This window comes from Streptomyces sp. NPDC101237, from assembly GCF_044767465.1.
GTDB classification, from domain to species: Bacteria; Actinomycetota; Actinomycetes; order Streptomycetales; family Streptomycetaceae; genus Streptomyces; species Streptomyces gramineus.
In genome coordinates this window covers 1-15705 of the sequence record NZ_JBIWNY010000007.1, presented here as the reverse complement: position 1 = coordinate 15705, position 15705 = coordinate 1, and the positions used below count along the sequence as shown (strand labels likewise).

The window sequence follows — 15705 nt, the reverse complement described above, 5'->3', positions numbered from 1 at the left end:
CTAGTCGCTCTCTTCAGTGCGGTGCTCGGCGAACCCGGGTCCGGCGGCGTCGTCGGCGCCGGTCCGGGGCGCGGCTGCCCCCGCTGGGTCGTCCTGGTCTGCGGCCGGTCCGCGGTCGCCGGCGGCCTCGGCCGCGGCGGCGAAGGCGGCCAGCCCGGCGAAGGACTCCTCCGACGGGACGGCGGTGAACGCGACGGCCTCCGTGCGCGCGGGGCGCGCCTCGGTCCGCTCCTCCCCCGCGCGGCGGCTGGGACGCCGCCGGGGCAGTCCGCCCGGGGTGGTGTCGGCCGCCTCGCCGGGCTCCGGCGGGGCGGCCGTGCCGTGGGCCTGCGCTCCGGGCGCGTCCGCGGCGGCCGGCCTCGCGGGAGGCCGGGTGACGGGCAGCGGACCGAAGTACTTGTGCGGGACGACGACGACCACCGAGGTGCCGAGCCAGGGCGAGTCGGCGAAGGTGACCCGGATGCCGTAGCGGCGGGCGAGGATGCCGACGACGCGCAGTCCGACGGTGGCGTCCTCGGAGATGCCGCCGATGCCGGGTCCCGCCCCGGTGCCCGCCAGGATCAGCTCGGCCTCGCGCTTCTTCTCCTCGCTCAGGCCCTTCCCGGAGTCCTGGATCTCGATGCCGACGCCGTTGGTCACCGCCTTGCCGGAGACGACGACCAGCTCGGTGAGCGGCGAGTAGCGGGCCGCGTTGTCCAGCAGGTGGGCGAGGATCAGCGTGAGGTGGTCCACCAGGCCGCCGTCGACGCCGAGTTCGGGCAGGTGCCGGACCTCGACGCGGTGGAAGTCCTTGATCCGGCCGATGCCGCCGCGCACCACGCTCAGCAGCCGCTGCGGCTCCTGCCACTGGCGGCCCGGACGGTCCGAGCCGCCGAGCACGGCGATGCTCGCGGCGAGCGAGTCGGCGGGACCCAGTTCCTGGTCGAGTTCCATGAGTCCGCGGGCCACGGCGGGCAGCCGCCCGTGCTCGCCCTGCATCTCGTGCAGCCGGCCGCGCAGTTTGCCGGTCAGGACGTGGATGCGGTTGCCGATGCTGACGACGGCCTGTTCGGCGGCGGTGGAGCGGTTGAACTCCTCCTCCACGCCGATCAGCGAGGTACGCAGGATGCGGCGCAGGTCGGCCTGGAGTTCCTTGTCGACCCTGGCGCACTGCTCGGTCTCCGGCAGCAGGTCGTCGACGGCGGCACCGGCGCGCAGCCGGCGCAGCGCCTCGGGCAGCTGCTCCCCGGCGAGCCGGGCGATCGCGGCCCGCTCGTGCGAGAGCTGTTCCTGCCAGACCTCGGCCTGGTCGGCGAGCTGGGCCGCGGCGGACTCGGTCTGGGCGCCCAGCCGTTCCTCGTACGCCCTCGCCTGCTCGGCGAGCCGGGTCTCGTAGTGGGCGCTCTGCCCGGCCAGCCGCGCGTCGAAGGCGGCCGTCTCCTCGGCCAGCCGCGCGTCGAAGGCGGCCGTCTCCTCGGCCAGCCGCGCGTCGAAGGCGGCCGTCTCCTCGGCCAGCCGGTCCTCGAACAGGGCGCGCTCGACGGAGAACTTCCGCTCCAGGCCCGCGACATGCTGCTGCCACTGCTGGGTCTGCTCGGTCCGGGAGGTGCGGAACGCCTCGTCGGCCAGGCGCAGTCGGCGCCGCGAGCGGATCAGCAGCCGTACGCAGACGGCGCACGCCGCGGTGGCCGCGGCGCCGGCGGCGGCCACGGCCGGGCGCCCGGGGCTCATGAACGTGGCGGCGGCCGTCCCTCCTCCCAGGGCCAGCGGCATCAGCCACCAGCCGTGCCAGGCGACGGGCACCCGTGTCGCCGGCCGCGAAGAGGCGAGTTCCATCAGCATCCTTCTGGGCAACACGATCGGACAACGGCGAACAGGGCACCGTGGTGCGACAGTCGCGGTCACGAGTGCGCACGACGGGACGGCCCCCCGCGCCGGGGTGCGTCAACTCGCCGTGACGAATGGAGCCTATCGGGTTTGAACCCGAAAGGATCAACCTCGACGAGCAGCGGACGTGAAGGTTCCGTCGCGCCCCGCCGGATGGCGGCACATCGACAAGTCCCGCCACCGGCACGGCACTTGCCGGTTCGCGCCGCACGGCGGGACCCTCGGCGGCCCCGTGCGCTCCTGGACACCTGTCCAGCTATAGTGGACACCTGTTCAGGACCGAGGGAGGGCTCGCGATCATGGGAATCGTGGCGGATGTGCTGGTCGGGCTGATAGCCGCGCTGCACGTGTACATCCTGGTGATGGAGATGTTCCTGTGGCAGAAGGGGCCGGGCATGCGCTTCCACGGCTTCGACGCCGAACTGGCCCGGCGGACCGCGCCGTTGGCCGCCAACCAGGGTCTCTACAACGGGTTCCTGGCCGCCGGCCTGGTGTGGGGACTGGCGGCGGCCGACCCGACGGGCTTCCGAGCCCAGGTGTTCTTCCTGTCGTGCGTGGTGGTCGCGGGGGTGTACGGCGCGGTCACCGCCAACCGGCGGATCCTGTTCGCGCAGGCGCTGCCCGGCGCCCTCGCCCTGGCCGCCGTCCTCGCCGCCCGGTGACCGCCCCGCCGCCCCGCCCCGCCGCCGAGGACCCGCGGGCCGCGCGCACCCGGGCCCGGCTGCGCGCGGCCCTGCTGGCGGAGTGCGCCGAGCGGCCGCTCGCCGAGCTGGGCGTGGCCGCGCTGGCGCGCCGGGCCGGGGTGGGCCGGGCCACCTTCTACGTGCACTACGACGACCTGGAGGCGCTGGCGGTGGACGCCTGCGCGGACGTCGTACGGGACGCCGTGGACGCCCTGCACGCCTGGCGGGGCCGACCCGATCCGGTGCACGCGCCACCGGCCCTGCGGGACTTCTTCGCGGGGCTGGCCGCGCACAGGGAGCTGTACCGGGAGCTGCTCGCACCCGGTGGCGGCGGTCCGCTGGGCCGGGTGCTGCACCGGGACCTGCGGGCCCGCAGCCTGGCCGAACGTGAGCTGGCCGGCGCCGGGGACGCCCCGCTGGTGGCCTCGGCGGTGGCCGCCACGTTCGCCGGGGTGCTGGCGGACTGGCTGCACGGCCTGCTGGACGCCGGCCCCGGCGAGGTGGCGGACCAGGTCTGGCAGCTGCTGGTCGCCCTGCACATGAGCCGCTGAGACGGCCGCCGCCGGCGCGGGCGGAGGCCCGTCGGCACCGGTTCGGGCGGCGATACCCGCGCTGGCACGATTCCATCGAAGGTTGGCCATCGTGCCATTTCCTGAACTCGCGCGTCCGGGCAGGCTGGGTGACCATGAACGATGTGAACACGATGCGCGCGATCAGCCAGGACGTCCTCGGCGGACCCGAGGTCCTCAAGGTGATCGAGATGGCACGGCCGGCGCCGCGCCCCAACGAGGTACTGGTCCGGGTACGGGCCGCCGGGCTCAACCCCACCGACTGGAAGCACCGGGAGAGCGGCGGCTTCCTCGGCAAGCCGCCGTTCGTCCTCGGCTGGGACGTCTCGGGCACCGTCGAGGAGATCGGGATCGGCGTCGCGGCCTTCCGGCCCGGCGACGAGGTCTTCGGGATGGCGCCCTACCCGTTCGGCCACGGCACCCACGCCGAGTACGTGATCGTCCCCGCCCGCGCCCTGGTGCCGAAGCCGGCCGGGATTGACCACGTCCAGGCGGGCGCGCTCCCGCTGGTGTCGCTCACCGCCTGGCAGGCCCTGGTGGAGAACGCCGACGTCCAGCCAGGGCAGCGGGTGCTGATCCACGCGGCGGCCGGCGGAGTCGGCCACGTGGCGGTGCAGATCGCCAAGGCGCGCGGCGCTTACGTGATCGGCACGGCGAGCGCCGCCAAGCACGACTTCCTGCGCGAGATCGGCGTGGACGAGCCGGTGGACTACCGGTCGGTGGACGTCACGGAGACGGTGCGGGACGCCGACGTCGTGCTCGACACGATCGGCGGCGACACCTCGGTCGCCTCGCTGCGCACCCTGCGGCCGGGCGGGATCCTGGTGTCGATCGTGCCGCTGGGCTCCGCGGAACTCTACGACGAGGCCGCGCGCCTCGGTGTGCGGGCGGTGCGGATGCTGGTGGACGCCGACCGGGCCGGGATGCGCGCGGTCGCCGGGCTGGTGGAGGAGGGGAAGCTGCGCGCCACCGTCGCGGGGACCTTCCCGCTGACCGACGCCGCCAAGGCGCACGAGGTGGGCGGCACCGGGCGGACCACGGGGAAGCTGGTCCTGGTGGTGGACTGACCCGGCGGGAATCCGCCGTAGAAGATCATGAGCACGGGCGTGCGGGTCGCGCCCGTGCTCATGTTCCGTCGCCCGCGCTTCCGTCGTCCGCGCGGTGGGACCGCTCCCACGTGCCCGTTCTCCGACTGTCGCGCACGCCACAGAAATTGGCGCACCAAACCAGCAGACATATGTCAATCGAACATGCTCAAATTCCCTCCATCGAGGGTAACTTGCTGGGCGGGTAACGGAATTGGGCCGCTGGGGTGGGAGGTGATGCCGTCGTGCGCCAGGAACCCCGACGGGACTCCGGACCGCACACCCGGCATCTGCGCATCCGCCAGGACCGCGGATGCACGGTGCTGGAGTTCCGGGGTGAGATCGACATCGCGGCGGCGACCGAGATGGCGCCCCACCTGGACCGGGTGACCGCGCGGGAGAGCACCCGGGTGGTGATCGACCTGCTCCCCGTCGACTTCTTCGACTGCTCGGGACTGCGGCTGCTGTACCGGGCCCGCGGCCGGGTGCTGGAGCGCGGCGGCCAGCTCCAGCTGGTGTGCGCGCACCCGCTGACCCTGCGGATGCTGCGGGTGACCGGGCTGTCGCAGCTGCTGCCGCCGCTGGCGACCCTGGACGCGGCCCTCGGCCGGCCGGAGGCCACGTCCGGCTCGCTGTGACGTCCCGTCGGGCCGGCCCGGCTAGACGTCGCGCGGCTCGTCGAAGAGGGCGCTCACGGACTCACCGTTGTGGATCCGGCGTACGGCCTCGGCCAGCGCCGGGGCGATCGACAGGATCCGCAGCTTGTCGGTGTACTCCTCCACGGGCACCGGCACCGTGTTGGTGCAGACGATCTCCAGCACGTCCGGCTGCTCGCTCAGCCGCTTGAGCGCACCGGCCGCGAACAGCCCGTGCGTACAGGCGATCCGGATGGACCGCGGGGGTCCCAGCTCGCGCAGCCGCTCCAGGAGTTCGAGAACCGTGCTGCCCTTGGCGATCTCGTCGTCGAGCACGATGACGTCCCGGTCGGCCACCTCTCCGATCACGGAGCTGATGATCACCCGGTCGTCGGCGAACCGCTGCTTGGCGCCCGCCGCCACCTGGGCGCCGATCAGCCGGGCGAAGGCGGCCGCCTCCTTGGCGTTGCCGAGGTCCGGCGAGACGACGGTGGTGCGCGACAGGTCGTACCGCCGAAAGTGCGCGGCCAGCTCCCGCAGGGCGTGCAGGTGGTCCACCGGCACCGAGAAGAAGCCGTGCACCTGCGGGGCGTGCAGGGCCATGGCGAGGACGCGGCCCGCGCCGGCGGCCACCAGCAGGTCGGCGACGAGACGGCCGCCGAGCGAGATGCGCGGGGCGTCCTTCTTGTCCGAGCGGGCGTAGGAGTAGTGCGGCATCACGACGGTGATCCGGCCGGCCGAGGCGCCGCGCGCCGCGTCGCACATCAGCAGCAGCTCCACCAGATGCTCCTGCACCGGCCGGACCAGGGGCTGGATCAGGAAGACGTCCCGCTCCCGGCAGTTCGCCTGGAGCTGTACCTCCAGGCAGTCGTTGGCGAACCGGCTGACCCGCGTCGGACTGAGCGGCACCCCGAGGTGCGCGCAGACCTCCTCGGCCAGCTCGGGGTGGGCGCTGCCGCTGAAGACGGCGATGTCTCGCACGATCCGCTCCTCGCATGATCAATACGGGTTATGCGTTCATGCTACGGACCGTCGTGCTGTCACCACGGGACGAGTGTGCCGTCGAAGGAGAAGAACCCGCCGGTCGGCCCGTCGTCGGGCAGCAGCGCCAGCCCCACGGCCGCCTCGGCCGCCTCCGCCGGATCGCCGCCGCCCGCGGCCGCACCCGGGACCAGGTCGGTGGCCCGCCGCCCCGGCGCGAGGGCGTTCACCTTGATGCCGTCCTCGGCCAGCTCCTGGGCGTAGAACACGGTGAGCGCGTTGAGCGCCGCCTTGGAGGAGCGGTAGGCGGCCGACCTGGGGCTGCCGTGGGCGAACTGCGGATTGGGGTGGGTGCTCCAGGTGAGGGACGCGGTGCCGCTGGAGACGTTCACCACGCGCGGGTGCGCCCCGCGGCGCAGTGCGGGCAGGAAGGCGTTGGTGACGGCGAGGACGCCGAAGACGTTCGCCTCGTAGGTCCGGCGGAGGTCCTCGACGCCGGTCGCCGTGGGCGGGCCGGTGACCGGCTGGACGCCGGCGTTGTTGACCAGGACGTCGAGGCGGTCGACGGACGCGGCGGCCCGCTCGACGCCGCGGGGATCGGTGACGTCCAGCTCCAGGAGCCGCGCGCCGCCGCCGATCTCGGCCACGGCCCGCTCACCGCGCTCGGCGGACCTGGACCCGACGTGGACGCGGAAGCCCCGTTCGGCGAGGAGCCGGGCGACGTGGAAGCCGATGCCCTTGTTGGCACCGGTGACGAGTGCTGTGCGATCGTTCATGACAGCCACGGTTCCCCGGCCGGGTCCGTCCTGCCAGGGACCGTCTGTACCAGGCAGAACCGGGAGGCGGCGGGATGGCGAGGCGGGAACTGGCGCGCTTCCTGCGGGAGCGCCGCGCCGCGCTGGCTCCGGGGACGGTCGGGCTGACACCGGGCGCCACCGCGCGCCGGACGCCCGGCCTGCGGCGCGAGGAGGTCGCGGAGCTGGCCCACATGTCCGTGGACTACTACGTCCGGCTGGAGCAGGCCCGCGGTCCGCGGCCCTCCGCACGCGTCCTGGAGGCCCTGGCGGAAGCGCTGCGGCTGGCTCCCGCCGAGCGCGGCCATCTCTTCCGGCTGGCGGACTGGCCCGCGCCGCCGGCCGCACCCGCCGCGGTCAGGCGGGTGCGCCCGCACGTGGCCGGGATGCTGGAGCGGCTGCCCGGCACCGCGGCGATCGTCACGGACGCCTGCTACGGCCTGGTGGCCTGGAACCCGCTGGCCGCGCTGCTGTTCGGCGGTGACCTCGGCCGCGGTACCACCAACCTGGCGCGGCGGCGCTTCCTTGGCCAGGGCGCGATGTACGCCGGCTCCACCGCCGGGGAGTTCGGCCAGGTCGTGGTGGCGCGGCTGCGGCGGGCCGCGGAACGGTATCCGCACGACGAACAACTCGCCTCGCTGCTCGACGAGTTGCACGCGGACAGCGCGGAGTTCCGGCAGATCTGGGCGGCCCACCCGGTGTACGCCCCGGGCCACCGGACCAAGGTCATCGACCATCCGGAGCTCGGACGGCTGCGGCTGAACTGCGACGTCCTGCTGGTCCCCGAGGACGACCAGGAGGTCGTCCTCGTCACGGCCGACCCGGGCACGCCGTCGGCCCACCGGCTCGCGGAACTGGCGGCGCGGCTCCAGGCCGGCCCGCGGGTCACCAGGAGACGAGCAGGTGCCTCGGGCTGCGGGTCATCTGGCCCTCGCGCCACTCGATCGTCGCGGGCGTGAACTCGGCGCGCAGGCCCGGGAAGCGGACGGCGAGCCGGTGCAGCGCGAGGGTGATCTCCAGGCGGGCCAGCCAGGCGCCCAGGCAGTGGTGGGGCCCCGCTCCGAAGACCACGCTCGGCACCGGCAGCGGCGCCGTCAGGTCGGGCGGACCCGGCGGATGAACACCCGGGTCACGGCCCGCCGAGGCGGTCTGCACGGCGACGACGCTGCCCGCCGGGATGCGGACGCCGCCGACCACCGCGTCCTCGACGGCCCTGCGCAGCAGCCCGGGCAGCACCCGGCCCTCGCTGAGCGGCACGGTCCGCAGCAGCTGCTCCGCGGCCGTCGCGGCGGCCTCCTCGTCCACCGCGAGCGACGGCCAGTCGGCGTGCCCGTCGGTGAGGAGGTAGACGACGATGTTGCCGAGCGCGGACATCGTGGTCTCGTGCCCGGCGACCACCAGTCCGCAGACCAGGCGCACGAGCCGGCGGTCCTCGATGCCGAGCGAGTCCCCCGCCGCCACCAGCCCGCTGACCAGGTCGTCGCCGGGCCGGGCCCGGCGCCGCGCGACCAGTTCGGCGCCGAAGGTCCGGAACTCGTCCATGGCGGCCGCGACTTCGCCGGCGCTGTGCGCGCCGCCGGACAGCGCGTGGTCGGCCCAGTGCCGGATGCGCTCGCCGTCGATGTGGTCGAGTCCCATCAGCCGGGAGATCACCGCCACCGGCAGCCGCCGGGTGAACCCCTCGACGATGTCGGCGGGGCGCGGCGCCGCGGCCAGCTCGCCGAGGAGCGATTCGACCACCGAGGCCACCCACGGCCGCCAGCGGGCCACGGACCGCGGGGTGAAGGCCCGCTGCACCGTGCCGCGCAGCCGCTGGTGGGCCGGACCGTCCTGGTTGACCAGCCCGTCGGGATCGCTCAGCAGGTTCGGTACGGCGAGCAGCGGCGGAGCGTCCCCGGTGTGCAGGGAGCGGCGGTCGAAGCGCTGGTCCATGAGCACCTGGCGGACGTCGTGGTACCGGGTCACCAGCCACACCGGGGTACCGGTCGCCAGGGTGCCGAGCCGGGGCGGGCCGGACTCGGGAAACGTCGTGCGGTGCATCGGACAAAGGGGCCGGGAGGTGCTGTCTGCGGTCATCCGGGACTCCTCGCGCGCCGACGGGAGGTCACACCACGCTAAAGCGTGTATCAGTCCGGCGTCAGCTGTCTCAATCAGCCAACAACACGGTCTGGCACGGCGTTCGGCGGGCATTCGTGTCGTGGGAAAGGAGGACCGTCACATGGCGAGTTCCACCAAGGAGACCAAGGAGACCTCCGCGCAGGAGACTCCTGTCAAGGCCCGGCCCCGGCGCATGCCCGGTTGGGCGAAACTGCTCACCGCGTTCCTGCTGGTGCTCGTGGTGCTGTTCGCCGGGATCAAGCTGGCGGTGCTACCGGGCATCAAGGACCTGTTCGGCACGGAGACCCGTGACAACACCGGTCCGGCACTGCTCAAGTCCATCCAGGACATGAGCCGTTACGACGCGGCCTCGGGCAACTTCCAGGTCGTCGTGGACCTGGAGAAGGACGCCAAGTACCTGCCGAGCGCGATCCGCGGCACCCGCACCCTGTACGTCGGCGCGGGCAACGTCGACTCCTACGTCGACCTCGGGAAGATCGGCACGAAGGACGTGACGGTCAACGACGACCGCACCGAGGCCACCATCCGGCTGCCGCACGCGCAGCTCGGCAAGGCCACCCTCGACGCCGACCACTCGTACGCCGTCTCCAAGCAGCGCGGTCTGCTGGACCGGCTGGGCGACCTGTTCTCGGACAACCCGAACAGCGAGCAGGCGGTGCAGAAGCTGGCGGTGAAGCACATCTCGGACGCGGCCAAGTCCAGTGGTCTGACCACGCGCGCCGAGACCAACACCACCGACATGCTGGAGGGCCTGCTGCACTCGCTCGGCTTCACGGAGGTGCACGTGTCCTACGGCACGGTCTGACCGGCGCCGTGTGATCAGCCGCCCAGCACGGCCGGAAGGGCCAGCGCCCCGAGCGCCGCGGCGCCGACCAGCAGCCAGGCCACGTAGTCCCCGAGGTGCCCGGACTGCAGGCGGCGCAGCGGCAGAGCCCGTCCCCGGGCCACCAGCAGCCCGGGGCGGCCGACCGCGAGGGCGGCCAGAGCGACGGCCAGGAGGGTGGACAGGCAGCCCAGCAGGACCCCGGTGGACGTCCAGTGGACGCCGGCCGGGGTCCTGCCGTCGTCCACGGCACGGGCCACCGCCTCCGGGAGGCCCGGGGCGACGCCCACGGCGAGGGCGCCGACCAGCAGCGCGGCGGGGACGGCGGTCATCGTGGCCGGGATCCGCCCGAGCCGGCTCTCGGTCTCCGGCTCCTCGTCGGCCCCGGTGGTCTCGTACCCGTCGCCCTTCGGAGGCCTCTCCCCCAGGCCGAGGAAGACCCGGGCGGCGACCCGCAGCACCGCTCCCGCCGTCACCGCCGACACGACGACGTAGAGCACGGTCAGCGGCGCGCCCACGGACTCCTCGGCGACCGACTTGCCGAGCCCCGTGCCGAACGGCGGCAGCCCCGCGAGGGCCAGCGCCCCGACGGTGAACAGGACGCCCACCGTGCGCAGGTCGCGGCCCCGGCCGTGCAGCGCGCGTTCGTCGACGTTGCCGTACCGGTCCAGGAGGATCCCGGCGCAGGCGAACAGCGCGGCCTTCACCCCTGCGTGCCCGAGCAGGTACAGGGCGGTCCCGGAGTCGCCCGCCGGGGTCAGGACGCCTAGGCCCACAAGGAACAGCCCGGTGTGCGCGATCGTGGAGTTGGCCAGCAGCCGTTTGATGTGCCGCTGGTGCCAGCACATGAACGCGCCGAGCGCGGCCGTGAGCGTGCCGAGGACCACCAGGGCGCGTTCCAGGTCGGCCGCCGGGATGCCGCCGGGTCCGGCGAAGACCGTGCCGTACACCCGCCACACGCCGTACGCGCCGAACTCGACCATGACTCCGGACAGCAGTATGCAGACCGGGGTGGGGGCGACCGCGTGGGCGTCGGGGAGCCAGAAGTGGAAGGGGACGGCGGCCGCCTTGACCAGCAGGGCGGTGAGCACGAGGACGAACGCGGCCAGCACCAGGGCGTCGGGCCGGTGGCGCGCGTCCAGGCCCTGTCCGATCTTCACCATGTTCAGCTGACCGGTGCGGGCGTACAGCAGGGCGATGCCGGTCAGCATGGAGTACGCGCCGAGCGAGTTGACCACGCCGAAGGTCAGCGCCCCCTGCACCGCCTTGGCGTCGTCGATGCGGTAGCCGGTCAGCGCGTAGGCGACGACGCCCATCAGCTCGAAGAAGACGAACGCGTTGAACAGGTCGCCGGCCAGGGCGAAGCCGCACATCCCGGCCTGGAAGGCCAGCATGAGCGCCGGAAAGGAGCCCGCGTGCCGGTGCGGCGGCTCGGCGAAGTAGCGCCAGGAGTACACCAGGGCGGCCAGGGTCAGCAGCGAGGCGAGGGCGGCCATGCCGAGCGCCGGGCCGTCTCCGGTCAGGACGATCCCGACGCTCTCGGCGCCGACCGGGCGCCAGCCGCCGACCCACTCGGTGAGCGGCGGCGAGGAGTGGAGGAGCAGGACCAGCGCGAGGACGCAGGTGCCCGCGGACACCGCGCAGGCGAAGCTCTCGGCGAGGAACCGGTGCAGGCGGCGGCCGCCGGCCACCAGCAGGGTGGCGCCGAGCAGCGGGACGGCCACGAGCAGCGGCAGCAGGGGGGACATCAGCCGCGCAGCTCCGTCAGTTCGTCGGGGTCGACCGTGCCGTGCCGTTTGGCGATCTGCAGGACCAGTGCGAGCAGCAGCGCGGTGACGGCCGCGCCGACGACGACGTCGGTCAGGGCGAGGGCCTGCACCACCGGGTCGACCAGCGGCCGGGTACCGGGCCTGAGGTCCGAGAAGACGGGCGCGGTGCCGCCGTCGCGGTAGCCGACGGCGAGCAGCAGGACGTACGTCGAGGACTGCACCACGGCCAGGCAGCCGACCGCGTGGATCAGGTTCCGGCTGGTGGCCAGTCCGTAACAGCCGGTCAGGAAGATCCAGACGGCGACCAGGTAGGGGAGGACGTGCATCACCGGCGGCTCAACTCCCGTTCTCGTCCACGATCTCGACGGCCTGGTCGAGGAAGCCGGCCAGCAGGACGACGACCCCGCTCGCCACCTCCATGCCGATGGCCGCGTTGAGCAGGGGCACCTGGCCGCCGGAGGACAGCGTGTTGAACGTCCCGTACGGCAGGAGCGTGTTGGCGAGGAAGGACGCGCCGGCCAGCAGTGCGGAGAGGCCCAGCACGAGGTAGGCGCAGGCGGCCAGGGCGTCGGCGACCTCGAAGACGGCGATCGGGCGGACGCGTTCCAGGGCGTGGTAGTCGGCACCGAGGTAGAGCAGGTGCAGGGCGGTGGCGGCGACCACTCCGCCCTGGAATCCGCCGCCGGGGCTGAGCTGGCCGTGCGCGATGACGTAGAGGCCGGTGACCACGGCGACCGGGAGCACGAGCAGGGCGTACCGGCGGACGGGCCGGGCCACCTCGGCGGGAGCCGGGGCGGCCCGGTGTTCGTCGCGGGTCTGGCGCAGCAGGACCGCGCAGCCGAGGACGGCGGCGAACAGGATGCTCATCTCGCCGAGGGTGTCGTAGGCGCGCTGGTCGAAGTTGACCGAGGAGATGACGTTGGCGGTGTGCCGGGCCAGGGCGGCCCGGACCGCGCGGTCGCCGTAGGGGTGGCTGCGGCCGCCGAAGGACGGCAGGTCGAGGCAGGCGGCGACCAGCAGGGCGGCGAGGCCCGCGCCGCCGACGGCCAGCAGCCACAGCCGCAGGCGCCGGGTCACGTGTCGTCCGTCCGGCCGCGCCGCCGCACCTTGCGGACCGCCAGCATGATCAGCAGCGGGGTGAGCGCGGAGCCGACGGCGAGCTGGGAGAGGCCGACGTCGGGCGCCTGGACCACGGTGAACAGGACGCCGAGGACCAGACCGAGCAGGGACAGCACCAGGGCCTGGCGGGCCGGGTCGCGGGTCGCCACGGCCACGGTCGCCGAGGCGGCCGTCAGGAGCAGCGCGACGACGATCACCGCGTCAGCCACCGCGCACCTCCCGGAACCCGCCGGACAGCGCGCGGGAGGCGATCAGGTTCCCGCCGATCAGCAGCGCCCCGACGACCAGCAGTTTCACCGCGGCCCGCCCCGGTCCCGCGACCGCGCACAGCACCACCACGACCAGTGCGCCGATCCCGGCCGCCGCCCAGGTCAGGCGCCGGGCGGCGGGCCGCTCGTCCGCCAGCTCGTCCGCGAGCAGCCGGGCGAAGACCAGCGTGCCGACCGGGCCGAGCAGTGCCGTCAGCAGGGCGAGATCGACGTAGGACGGACGGCCATAGCCCTGGGCGAGCAGCAGCAGGCCGGGGCAGACCGCGGAGGTGGCGAGGTTCTGACCGGTCACCCGGCGCCCGAGCGGGCCGGTGGCGACCGCCCACAGGGCGGTGCCCGCACCGCCCGCCAGCAGGACGGTCGCGGCCAGGATCCAGCCGTTCACCGATGACTCACCGCCTGCCGGCCGACCCTGGCCGCGAGGGCGCCGACGGCCGCCGCGCTCGCGCCGACGACGCGCTCCAGGGTGTCGACGGCGCCGATGAGCACCAGCCAGAACAGGCTCAGTCCGGCCCACCAGCTGATCAGTTCGGCCGTGGCGACGAGTGCCGTACGTCCGGTCATGCGCCGCCTCCTCGGGTCGCCTTGCGACGTGGTGACCGTTTCGCCGCTTTCGGCATCCAAGCACCGCCTCCGCTACGGAGAGCGGCGGCACGCGGGAACGGGTCCCCAGTGCCCGGGGAAAGCGGCCGGAAACCTCGGGCAGATATCGGCGGCCACTGCCGACGGGCGGGAATCTCCGGACGGTTCCGGGGTAACTGGGCTAGCACGCCGGACTGTTGACAATGGAGGATCCGATGGCCAGTGCTGTCTCGCGCCTGCGCGCGACCAGGGCCGAGAAGAACGACGGGACGAACGGGGACAAGGAGACCGGCAGGCCCGGCGCACTGGGCAGGGTCGCCCGCGCCGTCGGCGTGCGCCGCGCCGGGCCCGCTCCCGCCGCGAAGGCCGCGCCCGGGAAGAAGGGCCGCACCGGCGGGACGGGCAGGACCGGCAGGGCGGCCCGCACCGCCAGGCCCAGCGGGACCGAACGCCGTCCGCTCCCGCTGCCGTTGCGGATCCTGGCGATGCTGTTCGCGTTCGCGGCGATGGTGGCGTTCGCCGTCGTGCTGGCCCGGCTCACGCTGGATCCGTCCCCGGCGTCCGTGTCGATCGCCCACACCAATCTGCATCCGGGCGAGTCCCTCAAGATCTACCTGGACCAGCCGGCCCTGCGCGACGCCGTCAAGCAGATCGGCGGGAACATCGTGCTCGGCGTGCCGTTCGGGATCATCGTGCCGGTCCTGGTGCCGCGCGCCCGGGGCTTCTTCGGGGTGCTGCTGCTCACCGCGTTCGTGATGCTGATGGTCGAGACGGCGCAGGGTCTGCTGGTCGAGGGTCGCGCCTTCGACGTGGACGACGTCATCCTCAACACCTCGGGGGCCCTGATCGGCTGGCTGCTGGTGGGCCGGCGGCTCGGCCGCGCGGTGCACGCGCGCAAGCCCAAGAAGCAGCGGGCGTGAGACTGGTCCGTACCAAAGTATTGACGCCCCCCTTATCTCATCTCTTAAATCAAGAGGCGACGCCTTCACCCCCCACCTCGGCCGGACGCCTCCCCGCGTCCGGCCGCCGTACGGAAGGATGAGCCGTGGCCTCCCCACGCACGCTCCGCAGATGTCTGCTCGCCGCCCTGTCCGCCGTGCTCCTCGGCTCCGTCGCGGTCGGACCCGCGCACCGGGCCGAGGCCGCCGGCGCCGGCGCGGCCGCCGCGACCTTCTCCGACACCTTCGACGGTCCCGCCGGTTCGGCGGTCGACTCCTCGAAGTGGACCCAGGAGACCGGCGACAACGTCAACAACCATGAGCGGGAGTACTACACCTCCGGCACCAACAACGCGGCCCTCGACGGCCAGGGCCACCTGGTCATCACCGCCAAGAAGGAGAACCCCGCCAACTACCAGTGCTGGTACGGCACCTGCCAGTACACCTCGGCCCGGCTGAACACCTCGGGCAAGTTCAGCGCCCAGTACGGACACGTCGAGGCCCGGATGAAGATCCCGCGCGGGCAGGGCATGTGGCCCGCGTTCTGGATGCTGGGCACCGACATCGGACAGGTCGGCTGGCCGAACTCCGGTGAGATCGACGTGATGGAGAACGTCGGCTTTGAACCCTCCACCGTGCACGGCACCATCCACGGCCCCGGCTACTCCGGCTCGGCAGGGATAGGCGCCGGCTACACACTGCCGAACGGGCAGGCCTTCGCGGACGGCTTCCACACCTTCGCGGTCGACTGGGCGCCCAACTCGATCACCTGGTCGGTCGACGGGGTCGCCTACGAGACCCGCACCCCCGCCGACGTGGGCGGCAACACCTGGGCGTTCAACAAGCCGTTCTTCCTGATCCTGAACCTCGCGGTCGGCGGCTACTGGCCGGGCGACCCCAACAGCTCCACCGCCTTCCCGGCGCAGCTGGTCGTGGACTCCGTGTCGGTGACGACGAGTGACACCGCGACCGGCGCCGCGATCAAGGGCCTGGCCGGCAAGTGCGTGGACGTGGCCGGGGCGAACTCCGCCAACGGCACGCCCGTCCAGCTCTACGACTGCAACGGCAGCGCCGCCCAGAAGTGGACGGTGGGCAGCGACGGCACCGTCCGCGCGCTGGGCAAGTGCCTGGACGTCACCAGCGCCGGCACCGCGGACGGCACGCCGGTCCAGCTCTACGACTGCAACGGCAGCGCCGCGCAGAAGTGGGCCGTCTCCGCGGCGCACGACATCGTGAACCCGCAGGCGAACAAGTGCCTGGACGTCACGGGCAACAACTCGGCCAACGGCACCCGGCTGCAGATCTGGACCTGCACGGGCGGCGCCAACCAGAAGTGGACCGTGGGCTGAGCACCCGGTCCGTCCCCCGGGGCGGGGGGGGGGGCCCGCCCGGGCCCCCCCCCCCCGCCCCCGCCGCCCCCCCCCCCAGCGCGGGGCGCCCCGGGGCACATTTGCCCCCCCCCCCCCCCCCAACC

18 protein-coding genes are annotated in these 15705 nt (G+C 73.5%); 8 read left to right on the top strand and 10 right to left on the bottom strand.

Annotated features, from left to right (window positions below; genetic code table 11):
• The gene (locus tag ACIRQ9_RS13105) at positions 1–1815 is read right to left on the bottom strand and encodes an ATP-binding protein (protein WP_404170996.1); all 1815 of its coding nucleotides are present in this window, start codon (positions 1813–1815) and stop codon (positions 1–3) included.
• A gap of 350 nt (positions 1816–2165) precedes the next feature.
• Between ACIRQ9_RS13105 and ACIRQ9_RS13100 the strand changes: the two genes are divergently transcribed.
• The 4 genes from ACIRQ9_RS13100 to ACIRQ9_RS13085 all read left to right on the top strand — a co-directional run bounded on the left by ACIRQ9_RS13100 (position 2166) and on the right by ACIRQ9_RS13085 (position 4841).
• Positions 2166–2528, top strand: coding sequence for a DUF1304 domain-containing protein (locus ACIRQ9_RS13100; protein ID WP_404170993.1), 363 nt, complete (start codon positions 2166–2168; stop codon positions 2526–2528).
• Entirely contained in the window at positions 2525–3100 is a 576-nt protein-coding gene (locus ACIRQ9_RS13095) for a TetR/AcrR family transcriptional regulator (RefSeq protein ID WP_404170990.1), read from the top strand. Before ACIRQ9_RS13100 ends, ACIRQ9_RS13095 begins: the two co-directional genes overlap by 4 nt.
• A gap of 134 nt (positions 3101–3234) precedes the next feature.
• Positions 3235–4185, top strand: coding sequence for an NADP-dependent oxidoreductase (locus ACIRQ9_RS13090; RefSeq protein WP_404170987.1), 951 nt, complete (start codon positions 3235–3237; stop codon positions 4183–4185).
• A 263-nt stretch (positions 4186–4448) separates the two neighbouring features.
• Positions 4449–4841: an anti-sigma factor antagonist gene (locus ACIRQ9_RS13085; protein WP_404170984.1), complete on the top strand. Its 393-nt coding sequence runs from the start codon at positions 4449–4451 to the stop codon at positions 4839–4841.
• Positions 4842–4862: 21 nt separating this feature from the next.
• Here ACIRQ9_RS13085 and ACIRQ9_RS13080 read toward each other — a convergent pair whose 3' ends face one another.
• Positions 4863–5819 (bottom strand): ribose-phosphate diphosphokinase, encoded by a 957-nt coding sequence (locus ACIRQ9_RS13080; RefSeq protein WP_404170981.1) that lies wholly within the window; start codon positions 5817–5819, stop codon positions 4863–4865.
• A 59-nt stretch (positions 5820–5878) separates the two neighbouring features.
• The gene (locus tag ACIRQ9_RS13075) at positions 5879–6595 is read right to left on the bottom strand and encodes an SDR family NAD(P)-dependent oxidoreductase (protein ID WP_404170978.1); all 717 of its coding nucleotides are present in this window, start codon (positions 6593–6595) and stop codon (positions 5879–5881) included.
• Between the two features lie 74 nt (positions 6596–6669).
• Between ACIRQ9_RS13075 and ACIRQ9_RS13070 the strand changes: the two genes are divergently transcribed.
• A complete protein-coding gene (locus tag ACIRQ9_RS13070) occupies positions 6670–7572 on the top strand; it encodes a helix-turn-helix transcriptional regulator (RefSeq protein ID WP_404170975.1) in 903 nt (300 codons plus the stop codon).
• On the opposite strand, the gene ACIRQ9_RS13065 is transcribed toward ACIRQ9_RS13070, so the two are convergent.
• On the bottom strand, positions 7499–8689 hold the full coding sequence (locus tag ACIRQ9_RS13065; protein WP_404170972.1) for a cytochrome P450: 1191 nt from the start codon (positions 8687–8689) through the stop codon (positions 7499–7501). The two genes, ACIRQ9_RS13070 and ACIRQ9_RS13065, sit on opposite strands and share 74 nt — an antisense overlap.
• A gap of 214 nt (positions 8690–8903) precedes the next feature.
• Between ACIRQ9_RS13065 and ACIRQ9_RS13060 the strand changes: the two genes are divergently transcribed.
• Complete coding sequence (locus tag ACIRQ9_RS13060; RefSeq protein ID WP_351327699.1) at positions 8904–9536, top strand: DUF4230 domain-containing protein; 633 nt, start codon at positions 8904–8906, stop codon at positions 9534–9536.
• Positions 9537–9550: 14 nt separating this feature from the next.
• On the opposite strand, the gene ACIRQ9_RS13055 is transcribed toward ACIRQ9_RS13060, so the two are convergent.
• The 6 genes from ACIRQ9_RS13055 to ACIRQ9_RS13030 are packed head-to-tail and all read right to left on the bottom strand — an operon-like array spanning position 9551 to position 13275.
• Positions 9551–11302: a complex I subunit 5 family protein gene (locus ACIRQ9_RS13055; RefSeq protein ID WP_404170969.1), complete on the bottom strand. Its 1752-nt coding sequence runs from the start codon at positions 11300–11302 to the stop codon at positions 9551–9553.
• On the bottom strand, positions 11302–11649 hold the full coding sequence (locus ACIRQ9_RS13050) for a sodium:proton antiporter (protein WP_404171735.1): 348 nt from the start codon (positions 11647–11649) through the stop codon (positions 11302–11304). Before ACIRQ9_RS13050 ends, ACIRQ9_RS13055 begins: the two co-directional genes overlap by 1 nt.
• 10 nt (positions 11650–11659) lie before the next feature.
• Positions 11660–12400 carry a hydrogen gas-evolving membrane-bound hydrogenase subunit E gene (mbhE, locus tag ACIRQ9_RS13045; protein ID WP_404170966.1) on the bottom strand — a complete coding sequence of 247 codons (741 nt, stop codon included), beginning with the start codon at positions 12398–12400 and terminating at the stop codon, positions 11660–11662.
• Positions 12397–12651, bottom strand: a complete 255-nt coding sequence (locus ACIRQ9_RS13040) for a hydrogenase subunit MbhD domain-containing protein (RefSeq protein WP_404170963.1) — start codon at positions 12649–12651, stop codon at positions 12397–12399. The genes mbhE and ACIRQ9_RS13040 overlap by 4 nt, the downstream gene beginning before the upstream one ends.
• Positions 12644–13096 carry a monovalent cation/H+ antiporter complex subunit F gene (locus ACIRQ9_RS13035; protein ID WP_404170960.1) on the bottom strand — a complete coding sequence of 151 codons (453 nt, stop codon included), beginning with the start codon at positions 13094–13096 and terminating at the stop codon, positions 12644–12646. The genes ACIRQ9_RS13040 and ACIRQ9_RS13035 overlap by 8 nt, the downstream gene beginning before the upstream one ends.
• Complete coding sequence (locus ACIRQ9_RS13030) at positions 13093–13275, bottom strand: hypothetical protein (protein ID WP_404170957.1); 183 nt, start codon at positions 13273–13275, stop codon at positions 13093–13095. Before ACIRQ9_RS13030 ends, ACIRQ9_RS13035 begins: the two co-directional genes overlap by 4 nt.
• 323 nt (positions 13276–13598) lie before the next feature.
• On the opposite strand from ACIRQ9_RS13030, the gene ACIRQ9_RS13025 reads away from it, so the two are divergent.
• Positions 13599–14213 carry a VanZ family protein gene (locus ACIRQ9_RS13025; protein ID WP_404171732.1) on the top strand — a complete coding sequence of 205 codons (615 nt, stop codon included), beginning with the start codon at positions 13599–13601 and terminating at the stop codon, positions 14211–14213.
• Between the two features lie 125 nt (positions 14214–14338).
• A complete protein-coding gene (locus tag ACIRQ9_RS13020; RefSeq protein ID WP_404170954.1) occupies positions 14339–15580 on the top strand; it encodes an RICIN domain-containing protein in 1242 nt (413 codons plus the stop codon).
• The last annotated feature ends 125 nt before the right edge of the window (positions 15581–15705 follow it).